At 72.0% G+C, this 18,824-nt stretch carries 15 protein-coding genes; all 15 read right to left on the bottom strand.

The annotated features are described in order from the left end of the window. Positions 1–53: 53 nt before the first annotated feature. The 15 genes from AC1DWH_RS14500 to AC1DWH_RS14430 all read right to left on the bottom strand — a co-directional run bounded on the left by AC1DWH_RS14500 (position 54) and on the right by AC1DWH_RS14430 (position 18,819). Entirely contained in the window at positions 54–1,595 is a 1,542-nt protein-coding gene (locus tag AC1DWH_RS14500) for an RDD family protein (RefSeq protein WP_477094266.1), read from the bottom strand. A gap of 73 nt (positions 1,596–1,668) precedes the next feature. Beyond that, entirely contained in the window at positions 1,669–2,667 is a 999-nt protein-coding gene (locus AC1DWH_RS14495; protein ID WP_456845706.1) for a polyprenyl synthetase family protein, read from the bottom strand. Between the two features lie 56 nt (positions 2,668–2,723). Next, the gene (nuoN, locus tag AC1DWH_RS14490) at positions 2,724–4,424 is read right to left on the bottom strand and encodes an NADH-quinone oxidoreductase subunit NuoN (protein WP_477094265.1); all 1,701 of its coding nucleotides are present in this window, start codon (positions 4,422–4,424) and stop codon (positions 2,724–2,726) included. Next, on the bottom strand, positions 4,421–5,950 hold the full coding sequence (locus AC1DWH_RS14485; protein ID WP_477094264.1) for an NADH-quinone oxidoreductase subunit M: 1,530 nt from the start codon (positions 5,948–5,950) through the stop codon (positions 4,421–4,423). The genes nuoN and AC1DWH_RS14485 overlap by 4 nt, the downstream gene beginning before the upstream one ends. A gap of 15 nt (positions 5,951–5,965) precedes the next feature. After that, on the bottom strand, positions 5,966–7,951 hold the full coding sequence (gene nuoL, locus AC1DWH_RS14480) for an NADH-quinone oxidoreductase subunit L (protein ID WP_477094263.1): 1,986 nt from the start codon (positions 7,949–7,951) through the stop codon (positions 5,966–5,968). Between the two features lie 6 nt (positions 7,952–7,957). After that, positions 7,958–8,257: an NADH-quinone oxidoreductase subunit NuoK gene (nuoK, locus tag AC1DWH_RS14475; protein WP_456847529.1), complete on the bottom strand. Its 300-nt coding sequence runs from the start codon at positions 8,255–8,257 to the stop codon at positions 7,958–7,960. Then, complete coding sequence (locus tag AC1DWH_RS14470) at positions 8,254–9,195, bottom strand: NADH-quinone oxidoreductase subunit J (protein WP_477094262.1); 942 nt, start codon at positions 9,193–9,195, stop codon at positions 8,254–8,256. Before AC1DWH_RS14470 ends, nuoK begins: the two co-directional genes overlap by 4 nt. Continuing rightward, on the bottom strand, positions 9,192–10,049 hold the full coding sequence (gene nuoI / locus AC1DWH_RS14465; RefSeq protein WP_477094261.1) for an NADH-quinone oxidoreductase subunit NuoI: 858 nt from the start codon (positions 10,047–10,049) through the stop codon (positions 9,192–9,194). Before nuoI ends, AC1DWH_RS14470 begins: the two co-directional genes overlap by 4 nt. Then, positions 10,042–11,397 (bottom strand): NADH-quinone oxidoreductase subunit NuoH, encoded by a 1,356-nt coding sequence (gene nuoH / locus AC1DWH_RS14460; RefSeq protein ID WP_456846335.1) that lies wholly within the window; start codon positions 11,395–11,397, stop codon positions 10,042–10,044. Before nuoH ends, nuoI begins: the two co-directional genes overlap by 8 nt. Beyond that, positions 11,394–13,982 (bottom strand): NADH-quinone oxidoreductase subunit G, encoded by a 2,589-nt coding sequence (locus AC1DWH_RS14455; RefSeq protein ID WP_477094260.1) that lies wholly within the window; start codon positions 13,980–13,982, stop codon positions 11,394–11,396. The genes nuoH and AC1DWH_RS14455 overlap by 4 nt, the downstream gene beginning before the upstream one ends. Then, positions 13,979–15,310: an NADH-quinone oxidoreductase subunit NuoF gene (nuoF, locus tag AC1DWH_RS14450; RefSeq protein ID WP_477094259.1), complete on the bottom strand. Its 1,332-nt coding sequence runs from the start codon at positions 15,308–15,310 to the stop codon at positions 13,979–13,981. Before nuoF ends, AC1DWH_RS14455 begins: the two co-directional genes overlap by 4 nt. Continuing rightward, a complete protein-coding gene (gene nuoE, locus AC1DWH_RS14445) occupies positions 15,310–16,140 on the bottom strand; it encodes an NADH-quinone oxidoreductase subunit NuoE (protein ID WP_477094258.1) in 831 nt (276 codons plus the stop codon). The genes nuoF and nuoE overlap by 1 nt, the downstream gene beginning before the upstream one ends. Then, positions 16,140–17,489: an NADH-quinone oxidoreductase subunit D gene (locus AC1DWH_RS14440; protein WP_477094257.1), complete on the bottom strand. Its 1,350-nt coding sequence runs from the start codon at positions 17,487–17,489 to the stop codon at positions 16,140–16,142. Before AC1DWH_RS14440 ends, nuoE begins: the two co-directional genes overlap by 1 nt. After that, complete coding sequence (locus AC1DWH_RS14435; RefSeq protein ID WP_477094256.1) at positions 17,486–18,271, bottom strand: NADH-quinone oxidoreductase subunit C; 786 nt, start codon at positions 18,269–18,271, stop codon at positions 17,486–17,488. The genes AC1DWH_RS14440 and AC1DWH_RS14435 overlap by 4 nt, the downstream gene beginning before the upstream one ends. Next, complete coding sequence (locus AC1DWH_RS14430; protein ID WP_421743496.1) at positions 18,268–18,819, bottom strand: NuoB/complex I 20 kDa subunit family protein; 552 nt, start codon at positions 18,817–18,819, stop codon at positions 18,268–18,270. Before AC1DWH_RS14430 ends, AC1DWH_RS14435 begins: the two co-directional genes overlap by 4 nt. Positions 18,820–18,824 lie beyond the last annotated feature (5 nt).

Genomic DNA, 18,824 nt, shown 5'->3' with positions numbered 1-18,824 from the left:
GGCGGACCGGTCAGCCGCCGCGCACATGCTACGGGTCGCGGCGCGTCCGCAGGTCAGGAGCTGCTGAGCTGGACGCTCCGGCGGCCGAAGCGGATCGTCCAGCCGGGCTCGACCGTCGCCCGAGCACCCGCCGGCAGGACCGTGCCCGTGCCGTCGGGGGCCACCAGGACCGTGCCGTTGGTCGAGGCCCGGTCCGCCACCCACAGCCGTCGGCCGCCCGGTTCGAGGCCGAACGCCAGGTGCACCCGCGAGATCGACCGGTCGGGGTCGTCGATCGCGACCACGTGCACGATCCCGTCCTCCGGCGCCGGCCTGCGACCGACCAGGCCGTCGCCCGTCACCTCGACTGCCTCGCCGGTGTCGAAGCGCAGGTGCAGCGGCGTCGGGAGCGGTGCGGCCGGGGCGTCGGGGCGCAGACGCGTGAGCTCGAGCTCGCCGAGGCCCGGGTCGTCCTCCAGGGCCGCCTCGGGTTCCGGTTCCGGTTCCGGCACCGACACGGGCACGGGAGCCACGAATTGCGCCGGGTCGGGGTCCTCCGGCGGCGGGGCGACGACGAACGACGGGACCTCGATCAGCGGCGCGGCGGCCGCGACGGGCGCCACGGGGACCTGCGGACCGATGCCGGGCATCCCCGTGATCAGCGGCCGCTCGGCCCCGTCGACGGTCGTGCGCTGCGGGGGGCCCGCGACGTCGGGCGCGGGCTCGACGACGAGGTCGGGCGAGGCCACCGGCGCGGCCACGACGACGGGGACCTCGATCAACGACGGCTCGACCTCGTCCACCTCGACGGCTCCGGCCACGCCCGCGGCGCGGGCGTCCGCCGTGTTCCACGCCGACGCGGTCCGCGGCGAACCCGTCGCGGGACGCCGCACCGCCCGGGCGCGCAGCACCACGGTCCCGGCGGCCTTGTCGTGCCAGCCCCGCTGGGCCGGGCTGTGGTCCCAGGCGCCGGACGCCACGACGACCCACTGGCCCACGAAGCAGACGACGGAGCCCACGGCGACCACGAGCTGCCGGACGAGCACGACGCGCAGCCCGGCGGGCCGGCCGGTGCTCGTCGACACGGTCCTGATCCGCGTGATCGCGCCGCCGATCGTGGCCCCGGTCCGGGCCTCGGCGACCCACTGGCCGACCAGGAGCGCCAGCACCAGCGCCGCCGGGAGCAGGACGGGCCCGAGACCGAGCTCGCGCGCGACGACCCAGCCGAGCCCGGCGACGACCACGGCGACGAGCAGATCGAGCGCGTACGCGAGGACCCGGGTGCCCACCGGGGCGACGGTGCCGGGGGTGACCGGGACGGCGGAGGGACCCTGGGCAGCCCGACGCGTGACCCGGGGAGAGCCGCTGCCCGGGGGCGGACCCGGCGGGGGCGGCGGCACCAGCGGCGGGGGCTGAGGCGCCGAGCCGCTCGGGATCGAGCCGCCCCAGACGATCCCTGTGCCGGGCGGCGGGACGCTCGCCGACGACGGGACCGGCGGGTACGACATGGTGGCGGACGGCACGCGCGAGCCGCAGTCGTCGCAGAACACGTCGGCGGGCGCGAGGGGCCCGCCGCACTCGCGGCAGACGGTCGGCTCGATCGGTGCAGTGCTCAACGGCGGTCCTCCGGATGCGGACCCGCAGCGGGACCGCGCCGCCATGGTGCCAGACCGGGGGGCGCCGACAGGCTCAGGACGCGCGGTCCACCAGGGCGTCGGCGAAGGACACGAGCGCATCCTTCACGGGTCCCGCGGGCAGCGGCTCGAGCTCACGCACCGCGGCGTGCGCGAGCGCGACCGCCCGGTCGCGGGTCTCGTCGACCACCGGGTGCACGCGCAGGGCCGCGACGGCCGCCGCGAGGTGGTCGTCGCCGGACAGGTCCCCGTCGAGCAGGGCGACCAGGTGACGGTCCTGCTCGGTGGCGTCGGGGCGGTCCGCGCGGGCGCGCAGCAGCAGCGCCGGCATCGTCGGCACGCGCTCGCGCAGGTCCGTGCCGGGGGTCTTGCCGGTCACCACGCCGTCCGACGTCAGGTCGATGACGTCGTCGGCCAGCTGGAACGCGACGCCGATCTTCTCGCCGAAGGCCGTGACGATGGCGACCACGTCGGGCCGGCAGCCGGCGAACATCGCCCCGAACCGCGCGGAGGTGGCGATGAGCGACGCGGTCTTGTCGGCCAGCACCTGCAGGTAGTGCGCGACCCGGTCGTCCTCGGGCCGCGGGCCGACGGTCTCGTGCAGCTGACCGAGGCACAGCCGCTCGAACGTGGCCGCCTGGATGCGGACCGCGTCGGGACCGAGCCCGGCGACCGTGGCCGACGCCCGCGCGAACAGCAGGTCGCCCGTGAGGATGGCGACCGAGTTGCCCCACACCTCGTGGGCCGCGGGTGCACCGCGCCGCAGCGGCGCGGAGTCCATGACGTCGTCGTGGTAGAGCGTGGCCAGGTGGGTCAGCTCGACCACGACGGCCGCGTCCACCACCTCGCGGCGTGAGCCGTCGCCCAGCTCGGCCGCGAGCAGCGTCAGCAGGGGCCGCAGTCGCTTGCCTCCGGCGTTCACCAGGTGGCGCGACGCGTCGTCGGCCAGGGGGTCCACGTTGGTCACGGCGTCGCGAAGACGCTCCTCGACCAGCGCGAGGCGCACGGTCAACCGGTCGGCCAGGTCAGGATCGGCCAGCGGGAAGGCCGTCATCGAAGTCACGGCATGAACCTATCCCGGCGCACGGACGCCGCCGGACACGGTCAGGCTCACGGCAGGAACGTCGCGACGTTCGAGATCAGCTCCAGCACCGGCGACGGGGCCACCCCCAGGACGATCGTCACGACCGCGCAGACCGCGATGGCCACGACGGCGAAGCCCTCGCTGCCGACGACCGTCGTGGTCACGGCCGACCGCGTGTCCACCTGCGGCACCGCCTCGACCGCCACGGCCGAGTCGCCGACCAGCGCGAAGCCCTCGACGGTCGGCGCGAGCGCGGCCACGTCCGGGACCTCCTCGTCGACGCCCGACGGCTGCGTGAAGAACATCAGCACGATGATCCGCACGTAGAAGAACACCGCCACCGACGACGCCAGCACGCCGATCAGGGCCAGCGGCCAGGCGCCGCCGTCGACCGCCGCCGAGAACACGGAGAACTTCCCGGCGAAGCCGGCCGTCAGCGGGATGCCCGCGAACGAGAGCAGGAAGAGCGCGAAGGTCACCGCCAGGAGCGGGTGGGTGCGCCCGAGGCCCGCCCACTGCGACAGGTGCGTGGCCTCGCCGAGCACGGGACCGGGACCGTCGCCGTCCGTGCCGGCGGCCCGCTCACGGACCAGCCACACGATGCCGAACGCCCCGATGGTCGCAGCGCCGTAGACCAGGAGGTAGAAGAGCACGGCCACGATGCCGGCCTGGTTGAGCGCGACGATGCCGGTGAGGATGAACCCGGCGTGCGCGATCGAGGAGTACCCGAGCACGCGCTTCATGTCGGTCTGCACCAGGGCGGCCACGGTGCCGACGATCATGGTGAGGATCGCGACCGTCCAGAGCACCACGCCGAGGTCCCACCGCAGGTCGGGCAGCACGGTGTAGACGACCCGCAGCAGTGCACCGAAGGCGGCGACCTTGGTGCAGGCGGCCATGAAGCCGGTGATCGGCGTGGGGGCACCCTGGTAGACGTCGGGGGTCCACGTGTGGAACGGCACCGCGCCGACCTTGAACAGGAGGCCGGACAGCAGGAGCACCGACCCCACCAGGAGCAGGCTGTCGAGGCCGCCCGGGGTGGCCGTCGCCGTGGCGATGTCGGCATACCGCAGCGAGCCGGAGTACCCGTAGAGCAGAGCGATCCCGAACAACAGCAGCGCCGAGGAGAACGCGCCGAGCAGGAAGTACTTCATCGACGCCTCCTGCGAGAGCAGGCGCCGGCGTCGGGCCATGCCCGTGAGCAGGTAGAGCGGCAGCGAGAGCACCTCGAGCGCGACGAACAGCGTCAGCAGGTCGCCCGCCGCGGGGAAGATCAGCATGCCGCCGGTGGCGAACAGCACGAGCGGGTAGATCTCGGTCTGCTGCACGCCCTTGCGTCGCGCCAGCTCCTCGTAGTCGGAGCCGGGCACGGCGGCGGCGTTCGGCGCGAACGCGTCCTCACCGGTCGACGTGCGGTCGGCGATGATCAGCAGCGAGAGCACCGCCAGCAGTGCGATCGTGGCCTGGAGCACCAGGGTGGGCCCGTCGACCAGGATCGAGCCGCCGAGCACGATGGTGCCGCCGGTGTCCTCGACGCCGCTCCACAGGGCGGCGACCGCGATGATCGCGCCGAACAGCGCGGCCATCGCCAGCGAGAGCTGCACCGTGCGCCGGACGCGGGCCGGCACGAACGCCTCGACCAGCACGCCCACGACGGCGGCGAGCAGCACGATGATGATCGGGCTCAGCTGAGCCCAGGCGACCGTGGGTGCGACGAAGTCGGTCACGAGTTGCTCCCCTCAGTTGCGGCGGTCGGCACGTCCTGCATGCCCACCTGCTCGAGCGTCACCGACGCGGGCGGTCGCACCAGGTCGAGCGCCGGGCCGGGCACGAACCCGAACACGACCATGAGGCCGAGCAGCGGCGCCACGACCCACTTCTCCCGCGCGACGATGTCCGCCATCCCTTCGAGCCCCGGCCGCACGGGCCCGGTGAAGATGCGCTGGTACGTCCACAGCACGTAGACCGCGGCGAGCACGACGCCCAGGCTGGCGACGATCGACGCCGCGGGGTGCCGGGCGAACGTGCCGACCAGCACCAGGAACTCGCTGACGAAGGTCGACAGGCCGGGCAGCGCCAGGGCCGAGAGGCCGGCGACCAGGAACGTGCCCGCCATGACCGGCACGACCTTCTGCAGGCCGCCGAAGTCGGCGATCTGCTGCGACCCCCGCCGGGCCACGAGGAAGCCGGCGATGAGGAACAGCGCCGCGGTGGAGAGCCCGTGGTTGACCATGTAGAACGACGAGCCGGCGATCGACGTCGACGTGAACGCGAAGATGCCGAGCACGATGAACCCGAAGTGCGACACCGACGTGTACGCGATGAGCCGCATCAGGTCCTTCTGCCCGATGGCGAGCAGGGCGCCGTACAGGATCGACACCACGGCCAGCACGATGATCACGGGCGCGGCCCAGCGGGACGCGTCCGGGAACAGGGGCAGGCACAGCGTCAGCATCCCGAAGGTGCCCACCTTGTCGAGCACGCCGACCAGCAGGGTCGAGGTCCCGGCCGGCGCCTGCTGCGCGGCGTCGGGCAGCCAGGTGTGCACCGGGAACATGGGCGCCTTGATGGCGAAGGCCAGGAAGAACGCGCAGAACATGAGCTTCTCGGTGGTGGAGCTCAGCGTCAGGCCGGTGAGGTTGTCCGTGAGGAAGCCCTGCGGTCCGCCCGGTCCCTGCAGGTACAGGGCGATGACGGCGACCAGCATGATCAGGCCGCCGGTCAGCGAGTAGAGCAGGAACTTCACGGCCGCGTACCGCCGCTGGGCGCCGCCGAACATGCCGATCATGAAGTAGACCGGGATGAGCATGGCCTCGAACAGGACGTAGAAGAAGAACACGTCCCGCGCGGAGAACACCGCGACGATGAAGGCCTCGAGCAGCAGCACGAGGGCCAGGTAGCGACGCAGCTGGTCGGTGGCGACTGTGAGGGCGCCCTGCTCGCGCCAGGCGGCGAGCACGACCAGCGGCACGATCAGCACCGACATGAGCACGAGCGAGAGCCCGACGCCGTCGACGCCGACGGCGTAGGACACCCCGAACGCGGGGATCCAGCCGTGGACCTCGGTGAGCTGGACGGTGCCGGCGTCGGCCACGTCGAACGCGGTGAGAGCCAGGACGCCGAGCACCAGCTCGAGCAGGGCCACGCCGAGGGCGACGGCTCGGGTGCGGCTGGCGGGGAGCAGCCACAGCGCCGCCGCACCCAGGAGGGGCACGACGATGAGGGCGGTCAGCCAGGGGAAGGAGGACGACATCGGTGGGTGCACTCCTCAGTTCTGGATGACCAGGACGACGACGACGAGGACGACGAGCCCGAGCAGCATCGACGCGGCGTAGGACCGGACGTACCCGGTCTGCAGGCGACGCACCCACCCGCCCAGCAGGACGGTGGACAACCCGACCCCGGTGACGGTGCCGTCGATGACCGTGCGGTCCGCGTAGACGAGCGAGCGCGTGAGCGCCTGGCCGGGCTCGACCAGGACGACGTCGTTGACCGAGTCCTGGTAGAGGTCGACGCGGGCGGCCCGGGTAAGCGCCGTGCCCACGGGCGGGACGACGGGGACCTGCGAGACGGCGTACCGGCGCCAGGCGATGACCACGCCGACCAGCACGAGGCCCAGCGTCAGGACGGTCAGGACCCAGACCGGCAGCACGGGCTCGGCGTGCTCGGGCTCCCCGAGCACCGGCGCGAGCCAGTCGACGAACCGGTTCCCCATGTTGAGGAAGAACCCGAGGCCCACCGACCCGACGGCCAGCACGATCATGGGGCCGGTCATGAGCTTCGGGGACTCGTGCGGGTGCTGCGCGCTGCCGTCCCGCTTGGTGGACCAGCGGCGCTCGCCCTCGAACGTCATGAAGAACAGTCGGGACATGTAGAAGGCGGTGATCCCGGCGGCCAGCATCGTGATGCCGCCGAACACCCAGGCCCGCCACGGCGACCCGTCGACCGGTACGAACGCCGCCTCGATGATCTTGTCCTTGCTGAAGAACCCGGAGAACGGCGGGATGCCGATGATGGCCAGCCAGCCGGCCATGAACGTCAGCCACGTGATCGTCATGTACCGGGCCAGCCCACCGAAGCGGCGCATGTTCACCTGGTCGTCCATGCCGTGCATGACCGACCCGGCGCCGAGGAACATGCCGGCCTTGAAGAAGCCGTGGGTCAGCAGGTGGAAGATCGCGAACGCGTACCCGACCGGCCCGAGACCCGCGGCCAGGATCATGTAGCCGATCTGCGACATGGTCGAGGCGGCCAGCGCCTTCTTGATGTCGTCCTTGGCGCAACCGACGATCGCCCCGAACAGCAGGGTGATCGCGCCGACGATGACCACGACCAGCTGGGCCGTCGGCGCCGCGTCGAACAGCGGCGCCGACCGCACGATGAGGTAGACGCCGGCGGTCACCATGGTCGCGGCGTGGATGAGCGCGGACACCGGCGTCGGGCCCGCCATGGCGTCGCCGAGCCAGGACTGCAGCGGGAACTGTGCCGACTTGCCGCAGGCGGCGAGCAGGAGCATCAGCCCGATCGCGGTGAGCGCGCCCTGGCTGACGCTGCCGTCGACGCCGCTGAGCACGGTGCCGAAGTCGACCGCCCCGAACGTCGAGAACATGATGCCGAGCGCGATGATCAGGCCCAGGTCACCGATGCGGTTGGCGACGAACGCCTTCTTGGCGGCGACCGCGTACTCGGTGTTGTAGTTCCAGAAGCCGATGAGCAGGTACGACGCCAGGCCGACGCCCTCCCAGCCGACGAACAGCAGCAGGTAGCTGTCGGCCAGCACCAGGATCAGCATCGCCGCGACGAACAGGTTGAGGTAGGCGAAGAACCGGCGCCGGTCGCGGTCGTGGTCCATGTAGGCCACGGCGTAGATGTGGATGAGCGTGCCGACGAACGTCACGAGCAGCACGAACGTCATCGACAGCGGGTCGAGCCGCATGCCCGCGTCGAGATGGAACGCCCCGGCGTCGATCCAGGTGCCCAGGTGGACGTCCGTCACGCGGGCGTCGGCCGGGCGCTGCAGCATCGCGATGAACACGATCGCGGCGACGACGAACGACGCCGTCGACGCCAGCACGCCGAGCCAGTGGCCCCAGCGGTCGGACCGGCGGCCGGAGAGGAGCAGCACCGCGGCGCTGACCAGCGGCAGGCCGACGAGCAGGGGTGCGACGAGCAGGATGCCGCTCTTCACCGTCTCGCTCGCGGGCGCGATGGTGTCTGCAGGCAGGCTCGCCACCAGAGTTGTCAGGCTGTGCATCGCCCCTCAGCTCTTCAACAGGTTGATGTCGTCGACCGAGGCCGAGCGTCGGGTGCGGAAGATCGCCACGATGATGGCCAGCCCGACGACGACCTCGGCGGCGGCGACGACCATCACGAAGAACGCCATCACCTGCCCGGTCAGGTTGCCGTGGATGCGGGAGAACGTGACGAGCATGAGGTTCGACGCGTTGAGCATGAGCTCGACGCCCATGAACACGATGATCGCGTTGCGCCGCAGCAGGACCGTGGTCGCGCCGATCGAGAAGAGGATCGTCGCCAGCACGAGGTAGTGGGTGAGGCTCACCGTCCCCCCTCCTGTCCGATGGCGCCGTCGGGGCCGGTGGACGGCCCGTTCTGACCGGTGTCGCTGACCGCCGCGCCCAGCTCGGGGGCGTTGACGGCGTGCCCGCCGAGGTCGGCCTCCGGCGGTGGGGTCCCGCCGCCGCGCACCACCGAGGCGCCGGCGAGCACGCGCTCGGTCCGGGCCGCGAACTCCTCGGCGTCGGCCTCCTGCCCGCGGATGCGCAGCACGCGCGGCACGGAGATCTCGAGCGGCTGACCGTCGGGACCCAGCGCCGGCACGTCCATCGCGTTGTGCCGGGCGTAGACGCCGGGGGCGGGCAGCGGCGTGAGGATGGCGCCGGCGGCCACGCGGGCGTCGGCGCGCTCCTTCTGGCCGACGCGCGGCGTGAGCCGCTGCCGGTGCGTGAGCACCAGGGCGCCCAGGGCCGCGGTGACCAGCAGGGCGCCGACCACCTCGAACGCGAACACGTAGTCGCCGAAGATGATGTGCGCGACGCCGGTCGGGTTGTTCGACGACAGCTCGCCGGCCAGCCCGAACACCTTGCCGTACGTCGCGCGGCCGACCACGCCGACCAGCACCACGGCGAGCCCGATGCCGGCCAGCAGGCCGATCCAGCGCTGCCCGCGGATGGTCTCCACCAGCGAGTCGGAGGAGTCGACGCCCACCAGCATGAGCACGAAGAGGAACAGCATCATCACGGCGCCGGTGTAGACGACCACCTGGACCACCCCGAGGAACACCGCGTCCTGCGCGACGTAGAGGAACGCCAGGGAGATCATCACGACGACCACGGCGAGCGCCGCGTGCACCGCCTTCTTGGCGAACAGCAGGCTGAGGGCCGCGAGCACCATGATCGGGCCGAGGGTCCAGAACAGGACCGCCTCGGCCGTCGTCGTCTCCCCCGACGCCAGCAGCGTCGCGCCCAGCGCGGCGCTCATCGGGTGCCCTGCTTCGTCGCTCCGGCCACCGTCGCGGCCATCACCGCGGCCGTGGGACCGGGCACGTTCGCCGCGTCCAGACCGGCGCCGCCGGGCAGCGTCGGGTCGTCGGGACGGTGCTCCTTGACCCACGCGACCTGCGCCGGCGTGGAGCCGGTGACCTCGCCGCGGTAGTAGTCGGTGTCCGTCGTGCCCTCGACCATCGGGTGCGGCGCCTGCAGCATCCCGCTGCGCAGCGGAGCCAGGAGGTCCTGCTTCTCCCAGATCATCCCCGCGCGCGTCGGGCCGGCCAGCTCGAACTCGTTCGTCATGGTCAGCGCCCGGGTGGGGCACGCCTCGATGCACAGGCCGCAGAAGATGCAGCGCAGATAGTTGATCTGGTAGACGCTGCCGTACCGCTCGCCGGGCGACCGCTGGTTGTCCGGGGTGTTGTCGGCGCCCTCGACGTAGATCGCGTCCGCCGGGCACGCCCAGGCGCACAGCTCGCAGCCGATGCACTTCTCGAGCCCGTCCGCGTACCGGTTGAGCTGGTGGCGGCCGTGGTAGCGCGGCTTGGCCGGCACCTTCTCCGACGGGTACTGCTCGGTGACCGTCGGCCGGAACATGTTCGAGAGGGTGACGCCGAAGCCGCCCACGGGGGCGAAGAGGTCCTCGACCCAGCCGCGGGGCTCGATCATGGACTGGTAGCCCTCGGGCTGCGGGGCGGCGACCTCACCGGCGGGCTTGCGCGGCGCGACGGCCTTGCCCTTCGCGGGCGGGGCGGCCCTGCGGGCGGGCGCGGGCTTGCCGCTCGCGGACGTCGCCGGCTTGCGGGCCGGGACGCCCTTCGGGTCGGGCTTGCGGGGCTCAGCCACCGTGCACCTCCTGGGTGACCTGGGGGGTCGTCGTCGCGGACTCCTGCGCCTGCGCCGCGGCAGCAGCCCTGGCCAGCGCGCGCGGCGACGGCGGGAGCACCTGCCCGGGCAGCGGCGGCACGGGGTAGCCGCCCGCGTAGGGGTCGTACACCTGCGGTCCTGGTGGTCGCTTCGGGCCGGTCGGCGCCTTCTTCTCGGGGATGAGGAAGGAGATGATCAGCGCGACGAACACCAGGCCCGCGATCCCGAACAGCAGCGGACGCAGCTCGACGCCGGAGAACTGCCGGACGCCCTGCACCACGCCGACCGCGACCACCCAGATGAGCGCCGCCGGGATCAGGATCTTCCAGCCGATCTTCATGAACTGGTCGTACCGGAAGCGCAGCACCGAGCCGCGGATCCACACGAAGATGAACATGAAGAACCAGAGCTTGGCCAGGAACCACAGCACCGGCCACCAGCCGTGGTTGAACATCCCGTCGTTGATCGCCGAGATGGGCCACGGCGCACGCCAGCCGCCCAGGAACAGGGTGGTGGCGACCGCCGAGACGTTCAGCATGTTGATGTACTCGGCGAGGAAGAACCACGCGAACTTCATCGACGAGTACTCGGTCATGTAGCCCGACACCAGCTCGCCCTCGGCCTCGGGGAGGTCGAACGGCAGGCGGTTGGTCTCCCCCACCATCGAGATGAGGTAGATGAGGAACGCCGGGATCAGCGGGATGAACCACCAGATCGCCGTCTGCGACGTGACGATCTGCGACGTCGACATGGAGCCGGCCACGATGAACACGCTGACCAGCGACAGGCCCATCGCGAGCTCGTAGCTGATGACCTGCGCGGTCGACCGGACCGAGCCGAGCAGCGGGTACGTGGACCCGGACGACCAGCCGCCGAGCACGATGCCGTACACGCCGACCGAGGCGCACGCGAGGATGTAGAGCACGGCCACCGGGAAGTCGGTGAGCTGCAGCGGCGTGAGCACCCCGAACAGATCGACCTCCGGGCCGAACGGGATGACTGCGAACACCAGCAGCGAGCAGAACACCGCGATCATCGGGGCGACGATGTAGACGAGCTTGTCGGCCGCCTTGACCGTCATGTCCTCCTTGACCAGGAGCTTCATGGCGTCGGCGAGCGACTGCAGCAGGCCGAAGGGGCCGTGCACGTTGGGGCCGGGCCGCACCTGCATGCGGGCGACCACCTTGCGCTCGAACCAGATGGCGATCAGCACGCTGGTCAGCAGGAACACGACGATGGCGACTGCCTTGATCAGCCAGATCCACCAGGTGTCCTGGCTGAAGTCGGCGGTCACCGGAGCCACCGCGTCGACGATCAGGGGGGTCATGCGCCCACCTCCTCGGTCTGCAGGTGACGCCCGGCGGGCGCGAGCCGCACGACGTCGCCGGCGTCGGCGTGCAGCGCGTCGCGCAGGCCGCTCCCCGCCGCGTTCGTCGGCAGCCACACCACGTGGTCCGGCATGTCCGTCACGACCGCCGGCAGCACGATCGTGCCCGCGTCCGTCGAGACGCCGAGGTTGCCGCCGTCCGACACGCCGAGCGCCCCCGCGGTCCCCGCCGAGATGCGGGCCACGGGCCGCTTGGCGGTGCCGGCCAGGAAGGGCTCGCCCGACTGCAGGCGGCCGGCGTCGAGCAGCTGGTGCCAGGTGGCGAGCACGGCGTGGCCGGGCGCGACGGCGGGCGGCTCGGTGGCGGCCACGTCGGGCGCGTCGAGGCGTGCGCCGTCCCAGCCGCCCAGCTGGTCGAGCTCGGCGTGCACCGCGGCCAGCGTCTGCAGCCCGAGCTCCACGCCGAGGGCGTCGGCCAGCCGGTCCAGGACGCGGTGGTCGGCCATCGCGTGCGAGACGAGCGCCTGCGGGAACGGCCGCGGGCGGCCCTCCCACGTGACGAAGGTGCCGGACTTCTCGGTCGGCGGTGCCACGGGCAGGACGACGTCGGCCCGCTCGGTGACCTCGGAGTGCCGGACCTCGAGCGAGACCAGGAAGGTCACGCGGTCCAGCGCCTCGCGCGCGATCGCCGGGTCGGGCAGGTCGGCCGGCTCGACGCCGCCGACGACCAGGCCGCCGAGGCGACCGGCGCGCGCGGCGGCGAGGATCTCGGAGGTCGAGCGGCCCGCCGCGGAGGGCAGGTGCTCGACGCCCCACACGGCGGCGAGGTCGACGCGGGCGGCGGAGTCGGCGACCGGGCGGCCGCCCGGCAGCAGGGACGGCAGCAGGCCAGCCTCGACCGCGGAGCGCTCGCCCACGCGACGCGGGATCCAGGCGAGCCGGGCGCCGGTGCGCTGCGCGAGCCGCACGGCCGCCGAGAACCCGCCGGGGACCCCGGCCAGACGCTCGCCGACGAGCACGAGCGCGCCCTCGGTGCCGAGCAGCTCGGCGGCCTGAGCCAACGCGTCGTCGGTGCCGATGCCGTCGAGGACCTCGGCCTCCGTGCCGGGCGCGGCCGGGAGCAGGGTGCCGGACAGGCGCTGGAGCCCGCGGCTCTCGAGCGCGGCGACCGACAGCACCTTCGTCTTGCGGTGGATGACCGAGTCCCGCAGGCGCAGGAACGCGATGCCCGCCTCCTCCTCGACCTCCAGGCCGACGAGCAGCACCGCGGGGGCGCGGTCGAGGTCCGCGAACGTGACCTCGAGGGTGCGACCGGCGACGTGGTGGCCGAGGAACGTCTCCTCCTCCGCCGAGTGCGGGCGGGCGCGGCCGTCGACGTCGTTGGTGCCGAGCGCGACCCGGGCGAACTTGCCGTACGCGTAGGCGTCCTCGAGGGTCAGGCGACCTCCGGGCAGGACGGCGACGCCGGTCGCGGTGTCGCGCGGGTCGTCGGGCGCCTCGGCCGCGCGCAGGCCGGCCGCGGCGACCTCGAGGGCCTCGATCCAGCTGGCGGGCTCGAGCTCGCCGTCGGCGTTGCGCACGAGCGGCGTGGTGATGCGGTCCGGCGCGGACTGCCACGTGAACGCGAACCGGTCCTTGTCGGTGATCCACTCCTGGTTGACCACCGGGTCCTCACCGGCGAGCCGGCGCAGCACGACGCCGCGGCGGTGGTCGATGCGGATGGCCGACCCCTGCGAGTCGTGCTCGCCGACGCCCGGCGTGGAGACCAGGTCGAACGGGCGCGACCGGAACCGGTACGCCGCGCTGGTCAGGGCGCCGACCGGGCAGATCTGCACGGTGTTGCCCGAGAAGTACGAGGCGAACGGGCGGCCCGAGGTGTCCTCGGCGGCCGCACCCAGCGGCGCCTCGCCGGCGAACCCCAGCACGGCGGTGTCGAACGTGCCGATCTGCTGGTTGGCGCCGCGCTTCTGCAGGTCGATGAACACGTCGCCGGCGATCTCCTCGGAGAACCGCGTGCAGCGCTGGCACAGGATGCAGCGCTCCCGGTCCAGCAGGATCTGCGTCGAGATGGCGATCGGCTTGGGGAACGTGCGCTTGACGTCGACGAACCGGGTGCTGGCGCGCCCGTTGCTCATCGCCTGGTTCTGCAGGGGGCACTCGCCGCCCTTGTCGCACACCGGGCAGTCCAGCGGGTGGTTGACCAGCAGCAGCTCCATGACGCCGTGCTGGGCCTTGTCGGCCTCCGGCGACGTGTGCTGCGTCTTGACCTGCATGCCCGGCGTGGCCTCGAGGGTGCAGCTGGCCTGCGGCTTCGGCATCTTGGCCAGCGCACCGTCGCGGCCCGGCGCCCAGACCTCGACCAGGCACTGGCGGCACGCACCGGCGGGGGCCAGCAACGGGTGGTCGCAGAACCGCGGGATCTGGATGCCCAGCTGCTCGGCGGCCCGGATGACGAGCGTGCCCTTGGGCACGGCGGTCTCGATGCCGTCGACGGTGAACGTGACCGTCTCGCCGGCAGGCTCGGCGGGCGCGACCGGGGCGGCGGGGACCAGGGACGTCGTCGGCCCGGAGGACAGGATCGTCATGCGTGCACCCCTGCGAGCTCGTGCTTGGGCGTGTAGACAAACAGGCTGCTCAGCTCCGGCGGGAACAGCACGTCGGCGGGCGTGTGGGTCCCCGCCACGAACTCCTCGCGGAAGTACTGCACCGCCGAGGTGATCGGGCTGGTCGCACCGTCGCCGAGGGCGCAGAACGCCTTGCCGAGGATGTTGTCGCACAGGTCGAGCAGCAGGTCGATGTCGGCGAGCGTGCCCTGCCCCGCCTCGATCCGCTGCAGCACCTGCGTGAGCCAGTAGGTGCCCTCACGGCACGGGGTGCACTTGCCGCAGGACTCGTGCTTGTAGAACTCGGTCCAGCGGGTGACGGCCCGGACCACCGACGTGGTCTCGTCGAAGATCTGCAGCGCGCGCGTGCCCAACATCGACCCCGCGGCGCCCACCGACTCGTAGTCCAGCGGCACGTCGAGGTGCTCGGCGGTGAAGATCGGCGTCGACGAGCCGCCCGGGGTCCAGAACTTCAGCTCGTGGCCCTCGCGGATGCCGCCGGCCATCTCGAGCAGCTCGCGCAGCGTGATGCCGAGCGGCGCCTCGTACTGACCGGGCCGCGTGACGTGGCCGGACAGGGAGAACAGGCCGTGGCCGGTGGAGCGCTCGGTGCCCATGGACTTGAACCAGTCCGCGCCGCCGACGACGATGCCCGGCACCGACGCGATCGACTCGACGTTGTTCACGACCGTCGGCCGCGCGTACAGGCCGGCGACGGCGGGGAACGGGGGCTTGAGACGCGGCTGGCCGCGCAGGCCCTCGAGGGAGTCGAGCAGCGCCGTCTCCTCGCCGCAGATGTACGCGCCCGCGCCGGAGTGCAGCGTGATCTCCAGGTCGAAGCCGGAGCCGAGGATGTCGGTGCCGAGGTACCCGGCCGCACGGGCCTCCTCGATGGCGAGCAGGAGGCGCCGGTACACGTGGAGCACCTCGCCCCGCACGTAGAGGAACGCGTGGTGGCAGCCGATCGCGTAGCTCGTGATGATCATGCCCTCGATGAGGTGCTGGGGGCTGGCCATCATCAGCGGGATGTCCTTGCAGGTCCCCGGCTCGGACTCGTCGGCGTTGACCACCAGGTACCGCGGTCCGCCGTCGGGCGCGGGCAGGAAGCCCCACTTCATGCCCGTCGGGAAGCCCGCTCCCCCGCGGCCGCGCAGGCCCGAGTCCTTGACCATGGTGACGACGTCGGCAGCCAGCATGCCGAGCGCGCGGCGCAGGCCGCGGTACCCGCCGGCGTCCTCGTACGACGCCAGCGACCACGAGCGGTCGGCGTCCCACGTGTCCGTCAGCACCGGGGTGAGGGTCGTCGCCATCACGACTCCTTCGCGTCGTCGGTGGACTGCTTCTTCTGCTCCGCCGCCGGCGAGACGTCGGCAGGCGTGGTGACCGGGCGCTCGGCGCTGGACTGCTCGCCGCCGACCTTCGGTTCGTGGCTCCCGGCGGGTGCGCCCGTCGAGGCGAACGCGGGCGCCGTCCAGCCCTCGGCCCGTGCCAGCTCGAGCCCGCGCAGCGTCGGCACCCCGGCGCCGACGCCCTCGTCGGCCCGTCCGTCGCCGAAGCCGGCGAGCACGCGGGACATCTCCTTGAACGAGCAGACGCTCGCGGCGCCGCGGGTGGGGACGACCGGCTTGCCGGCGGTGAGGTCGTCGGCGATCTGCCGGGCGCTGTCGGGCGTCTGGTTGTCGAAGAACTCCCAGTTGACCATCACGACCGGCGCGTAGTCGCAGGCCGCGTTGCACTCGACGCGCTCGAGCGTGATCACGCCGTCGTCCGTCGTCTCGTCGTGCCCGATGCCCAGGTGGTCCGAGAGGTCCTCCCAGATGGCGTCGCCGCCCATGATCGCGCACAGGGTGTTCGTGCAGACGCCGACCGTGTAGGTGCCGTTCGGGTGCCGCTTGTACTGCGTGTAGAACGTCGCGACCGCGGACACCTCCGCGGTGCTCAGGCCCAGGTGGGAGGCGCAGAACGCGATCCCGCGGGGGCTGACGTAGCCGTCCTCGGCCTGCACCAGGTGCAGCATCGGCAGCAGCGCCGAGCGCGCCTGCGGGTAGCGCGCCACGATGACGTCCGAGTCGGCCGTGAGTCGCGCATGGGTCTCGGCGTCGTACGCGGTCTTGTGCGTACGGCTCGTCTCGATGGACATCAGCGGTCCACCCCTCCCAGCACCGGGTCGAGCGACGCGACGGCGACGACGACGTCGGCCACCTGTCCGCCCTCGCACATGATCGACGTGGCCTGCAGGTTGTTGAAGCTCGGGTCGCGGAAGTGCGCCCGGTAGGGGCGCGTCCCGCCGTCGGACACCAGGTGCACGCCGAGCTCGCCGCGGGGGTGTTCGACGGTCTGGAACACCTGACCGGCCGGCACGCGGAAGCCCTCGGTGACCAGCTTGAAGTGGTGGATCAGGGCCTCCATCGAGGTGCCCATGATCTCCCGGATGTGGTCGAGCGAGTTGCCCATGCCGTCGGACCCGATGGCCATCTGCGCAGGCCAGGCGACCTTCTTGTCCGCCACCATCACCGGTCCGGGGCCGATCTTCTGCAGGCGGTCCAGCGTCTGCTCGACGATCCGCATCGACTGGTAGCACTCCTCGAGCCGCAGCACCAGGCGCCCCCACGAGTCGGCCGACTGCGCGACGGGGACCTCGAAGTCGTACGTCTCGTACCCGCAGTACGGGTTGTGCTTGCGCACGTCGTACGGCAGGCCCGCCGACCGCAGCACCGGGCCCGTGATGCCGAGCGCCATGCAGCCGGCCAGCCCGAGGTAGCCGACGTCCTTGAGGCGCAGGTGCAGGATCGGGTTGGCCATCATGAGGTCTTCGAGCTGCTTGAAGTAGCCGCGGACCACCACGAGCGCCTCGCGGATCGTGTCGATCGCGCCCGGCGGGATGTCCTGCGCGACGCCGCCGGGACGGATGTACGCGTGGTTCATGCGCAGGCCGGAGATCAGCTCGAAGACCTTGAGGATCTCCTCGCGGGCCGTGAAGCCGACCGTCATGATCGTCGTCGCGCCCAGCTCGTTGCCGCCCGTGGCCAGGCAGACCAGGTGCGACGTGATCCGGTTGAGCTCCATCATCAGCACCCGGATGACCGTGGCCCGCTCGGGGACGTCGTCCGTGATGCCCAGCAGCTTCTCGACCGCCAGGCAGTACGCGGCCTCCTGGAACAGCGGCGCGACGTAGTCCATGCGCGTGCAGAAGGTCACGCCCTGGGTCCAGGTGCGGAACTCCATGTTCTTCTCGATGCCGGTGTGCAGGTAGCCGATGCCCGCGCGGGCCTCGGTCACCGTCTCGCCGTCGATCTCGAGCATGAGGCGGAGCACGCCGTGGGTCGACGGGTGCTGCGGGCCCATGTTGACGACGATCCGCTCCTCGCCGAGGCGGGCGGCCTCCTCGGCGATCTCGGACCAGTCGCCGCCGGACGCCTCGAAGGAGGGAACCCCCTCGGTGTCGGCGTCCACGACGTGCGGTGTGGCACGGGGTGTCTGGGTGGTCATCGGTACGACCTCCGCTGGTCCGGGGGCGGCACGGTGGCGCCCTTGTACTCGACCGGGATGCCCCCGAGGGGGTAGTCCTTGCGCTGCGGGTGGCCCGGCCAGTCGTCGGGCATCTCGATCCGCGCGAGCCCCGGGTGCCCGTCGAAGATCATCCCGAAGAAGTCGAACGTCTCGCGCTCGTGCCAGTCGTTGGCCGGGTACACCGACACGGTCGACGGCAGGTGCGGGTCGGAGTCGGGGACCGCGACCTCGAGCCGCAGACGGCGCGAGTGGGTCACCGAGACCAGGTGGTAGACGGCGTGCAGCTCGCGGCCGACGTCGTGCGGGTAGTGCACGCCCGAGACGCCCAGGCTGAGCTCGAACCGCAGGTCCTGGTCGTCCCGGAGCACCTGGGAGACCTCGACGATGTGCTCGCGCGCGACGTGCAGCGTGAGCTCCTCGCGGTCGACGACCACGGACTCGACCGCCGCGTCGTAGCCGGTGCCCGACTCGTCGAGGACCTCGGTGAGGATGTCGACGACCTCGTCGAACCAGCCGCCGTACGGCCGCTCGCTGGGGCCGGGCAGCGCGATCGCCGTGACCAGCCCGCCGTAGCCGGAGGTGTCGCCCGAGCCGGTGGCGCCGAACATGCCGCGACGGACGTCGACGACCTCGATCTGCGGCCGCCCCTCGGCGGGGATGTTCTGCGACCCGGCCTCGAGCGCGGCCTCGCTGGTCGGCTGCGCGGCGGTCGTCGCGTCGCCGGGCTTCGCGGCGTCGGCGGCGTCGGTCTTCTCCGTCACTTGAGCAGCCCCGTCATCTGCGACGTCGGCGTCGCGGCCAGAGCAGCGGCCTCGGCAGCCGCGGCCGCCGCCTTGCGGTTGCCGCCGAGCGGCTCGTTCTCGATCTGCTCGTGCAGCGCCAGGATCGCGTTGATGAGCATCTCGGGCCGCGGCGGGCAGCCGGGCAGGTAGATGTCGACTGGGATGATGTGGTCGACGCCCTGCACGATCGCGTAGTTGTTGAACATGCCGCCGGAGCTGGCGCAGACGCCCATCGAGAGGACCCACTTGGGCTCGCTCATCTGGTCGTAGACCTGGCGGACCACGGGTGCCATCTTCTGGCTGACGCGGCCGGCGACGATCATGAGGTCCGCCTGGCGCGGGGACGCGCGGAACACCTCCATGCCGAACCGGGAGATGTCGAACCGGCTGGCGCCGGCCGCCATCATCTCGATGGCGCAACAGGCCAGGCCGAACGTGACCGGCCACAGGGACGCCTTGCGGAAGTACCCGACCAGGTCCTCGACCGTGGTGAGCAGGAACCCCGACGGTGCCTCTTCGATGCCCATCTCAA

The organism is Cellulomonas sp. P2_F12, from assembly GCF_056403775.1.
Note: the sequence above shows the minus strand (reverse complement) of the source record. Positions and strands in the feature narration are given on the sequence as shown.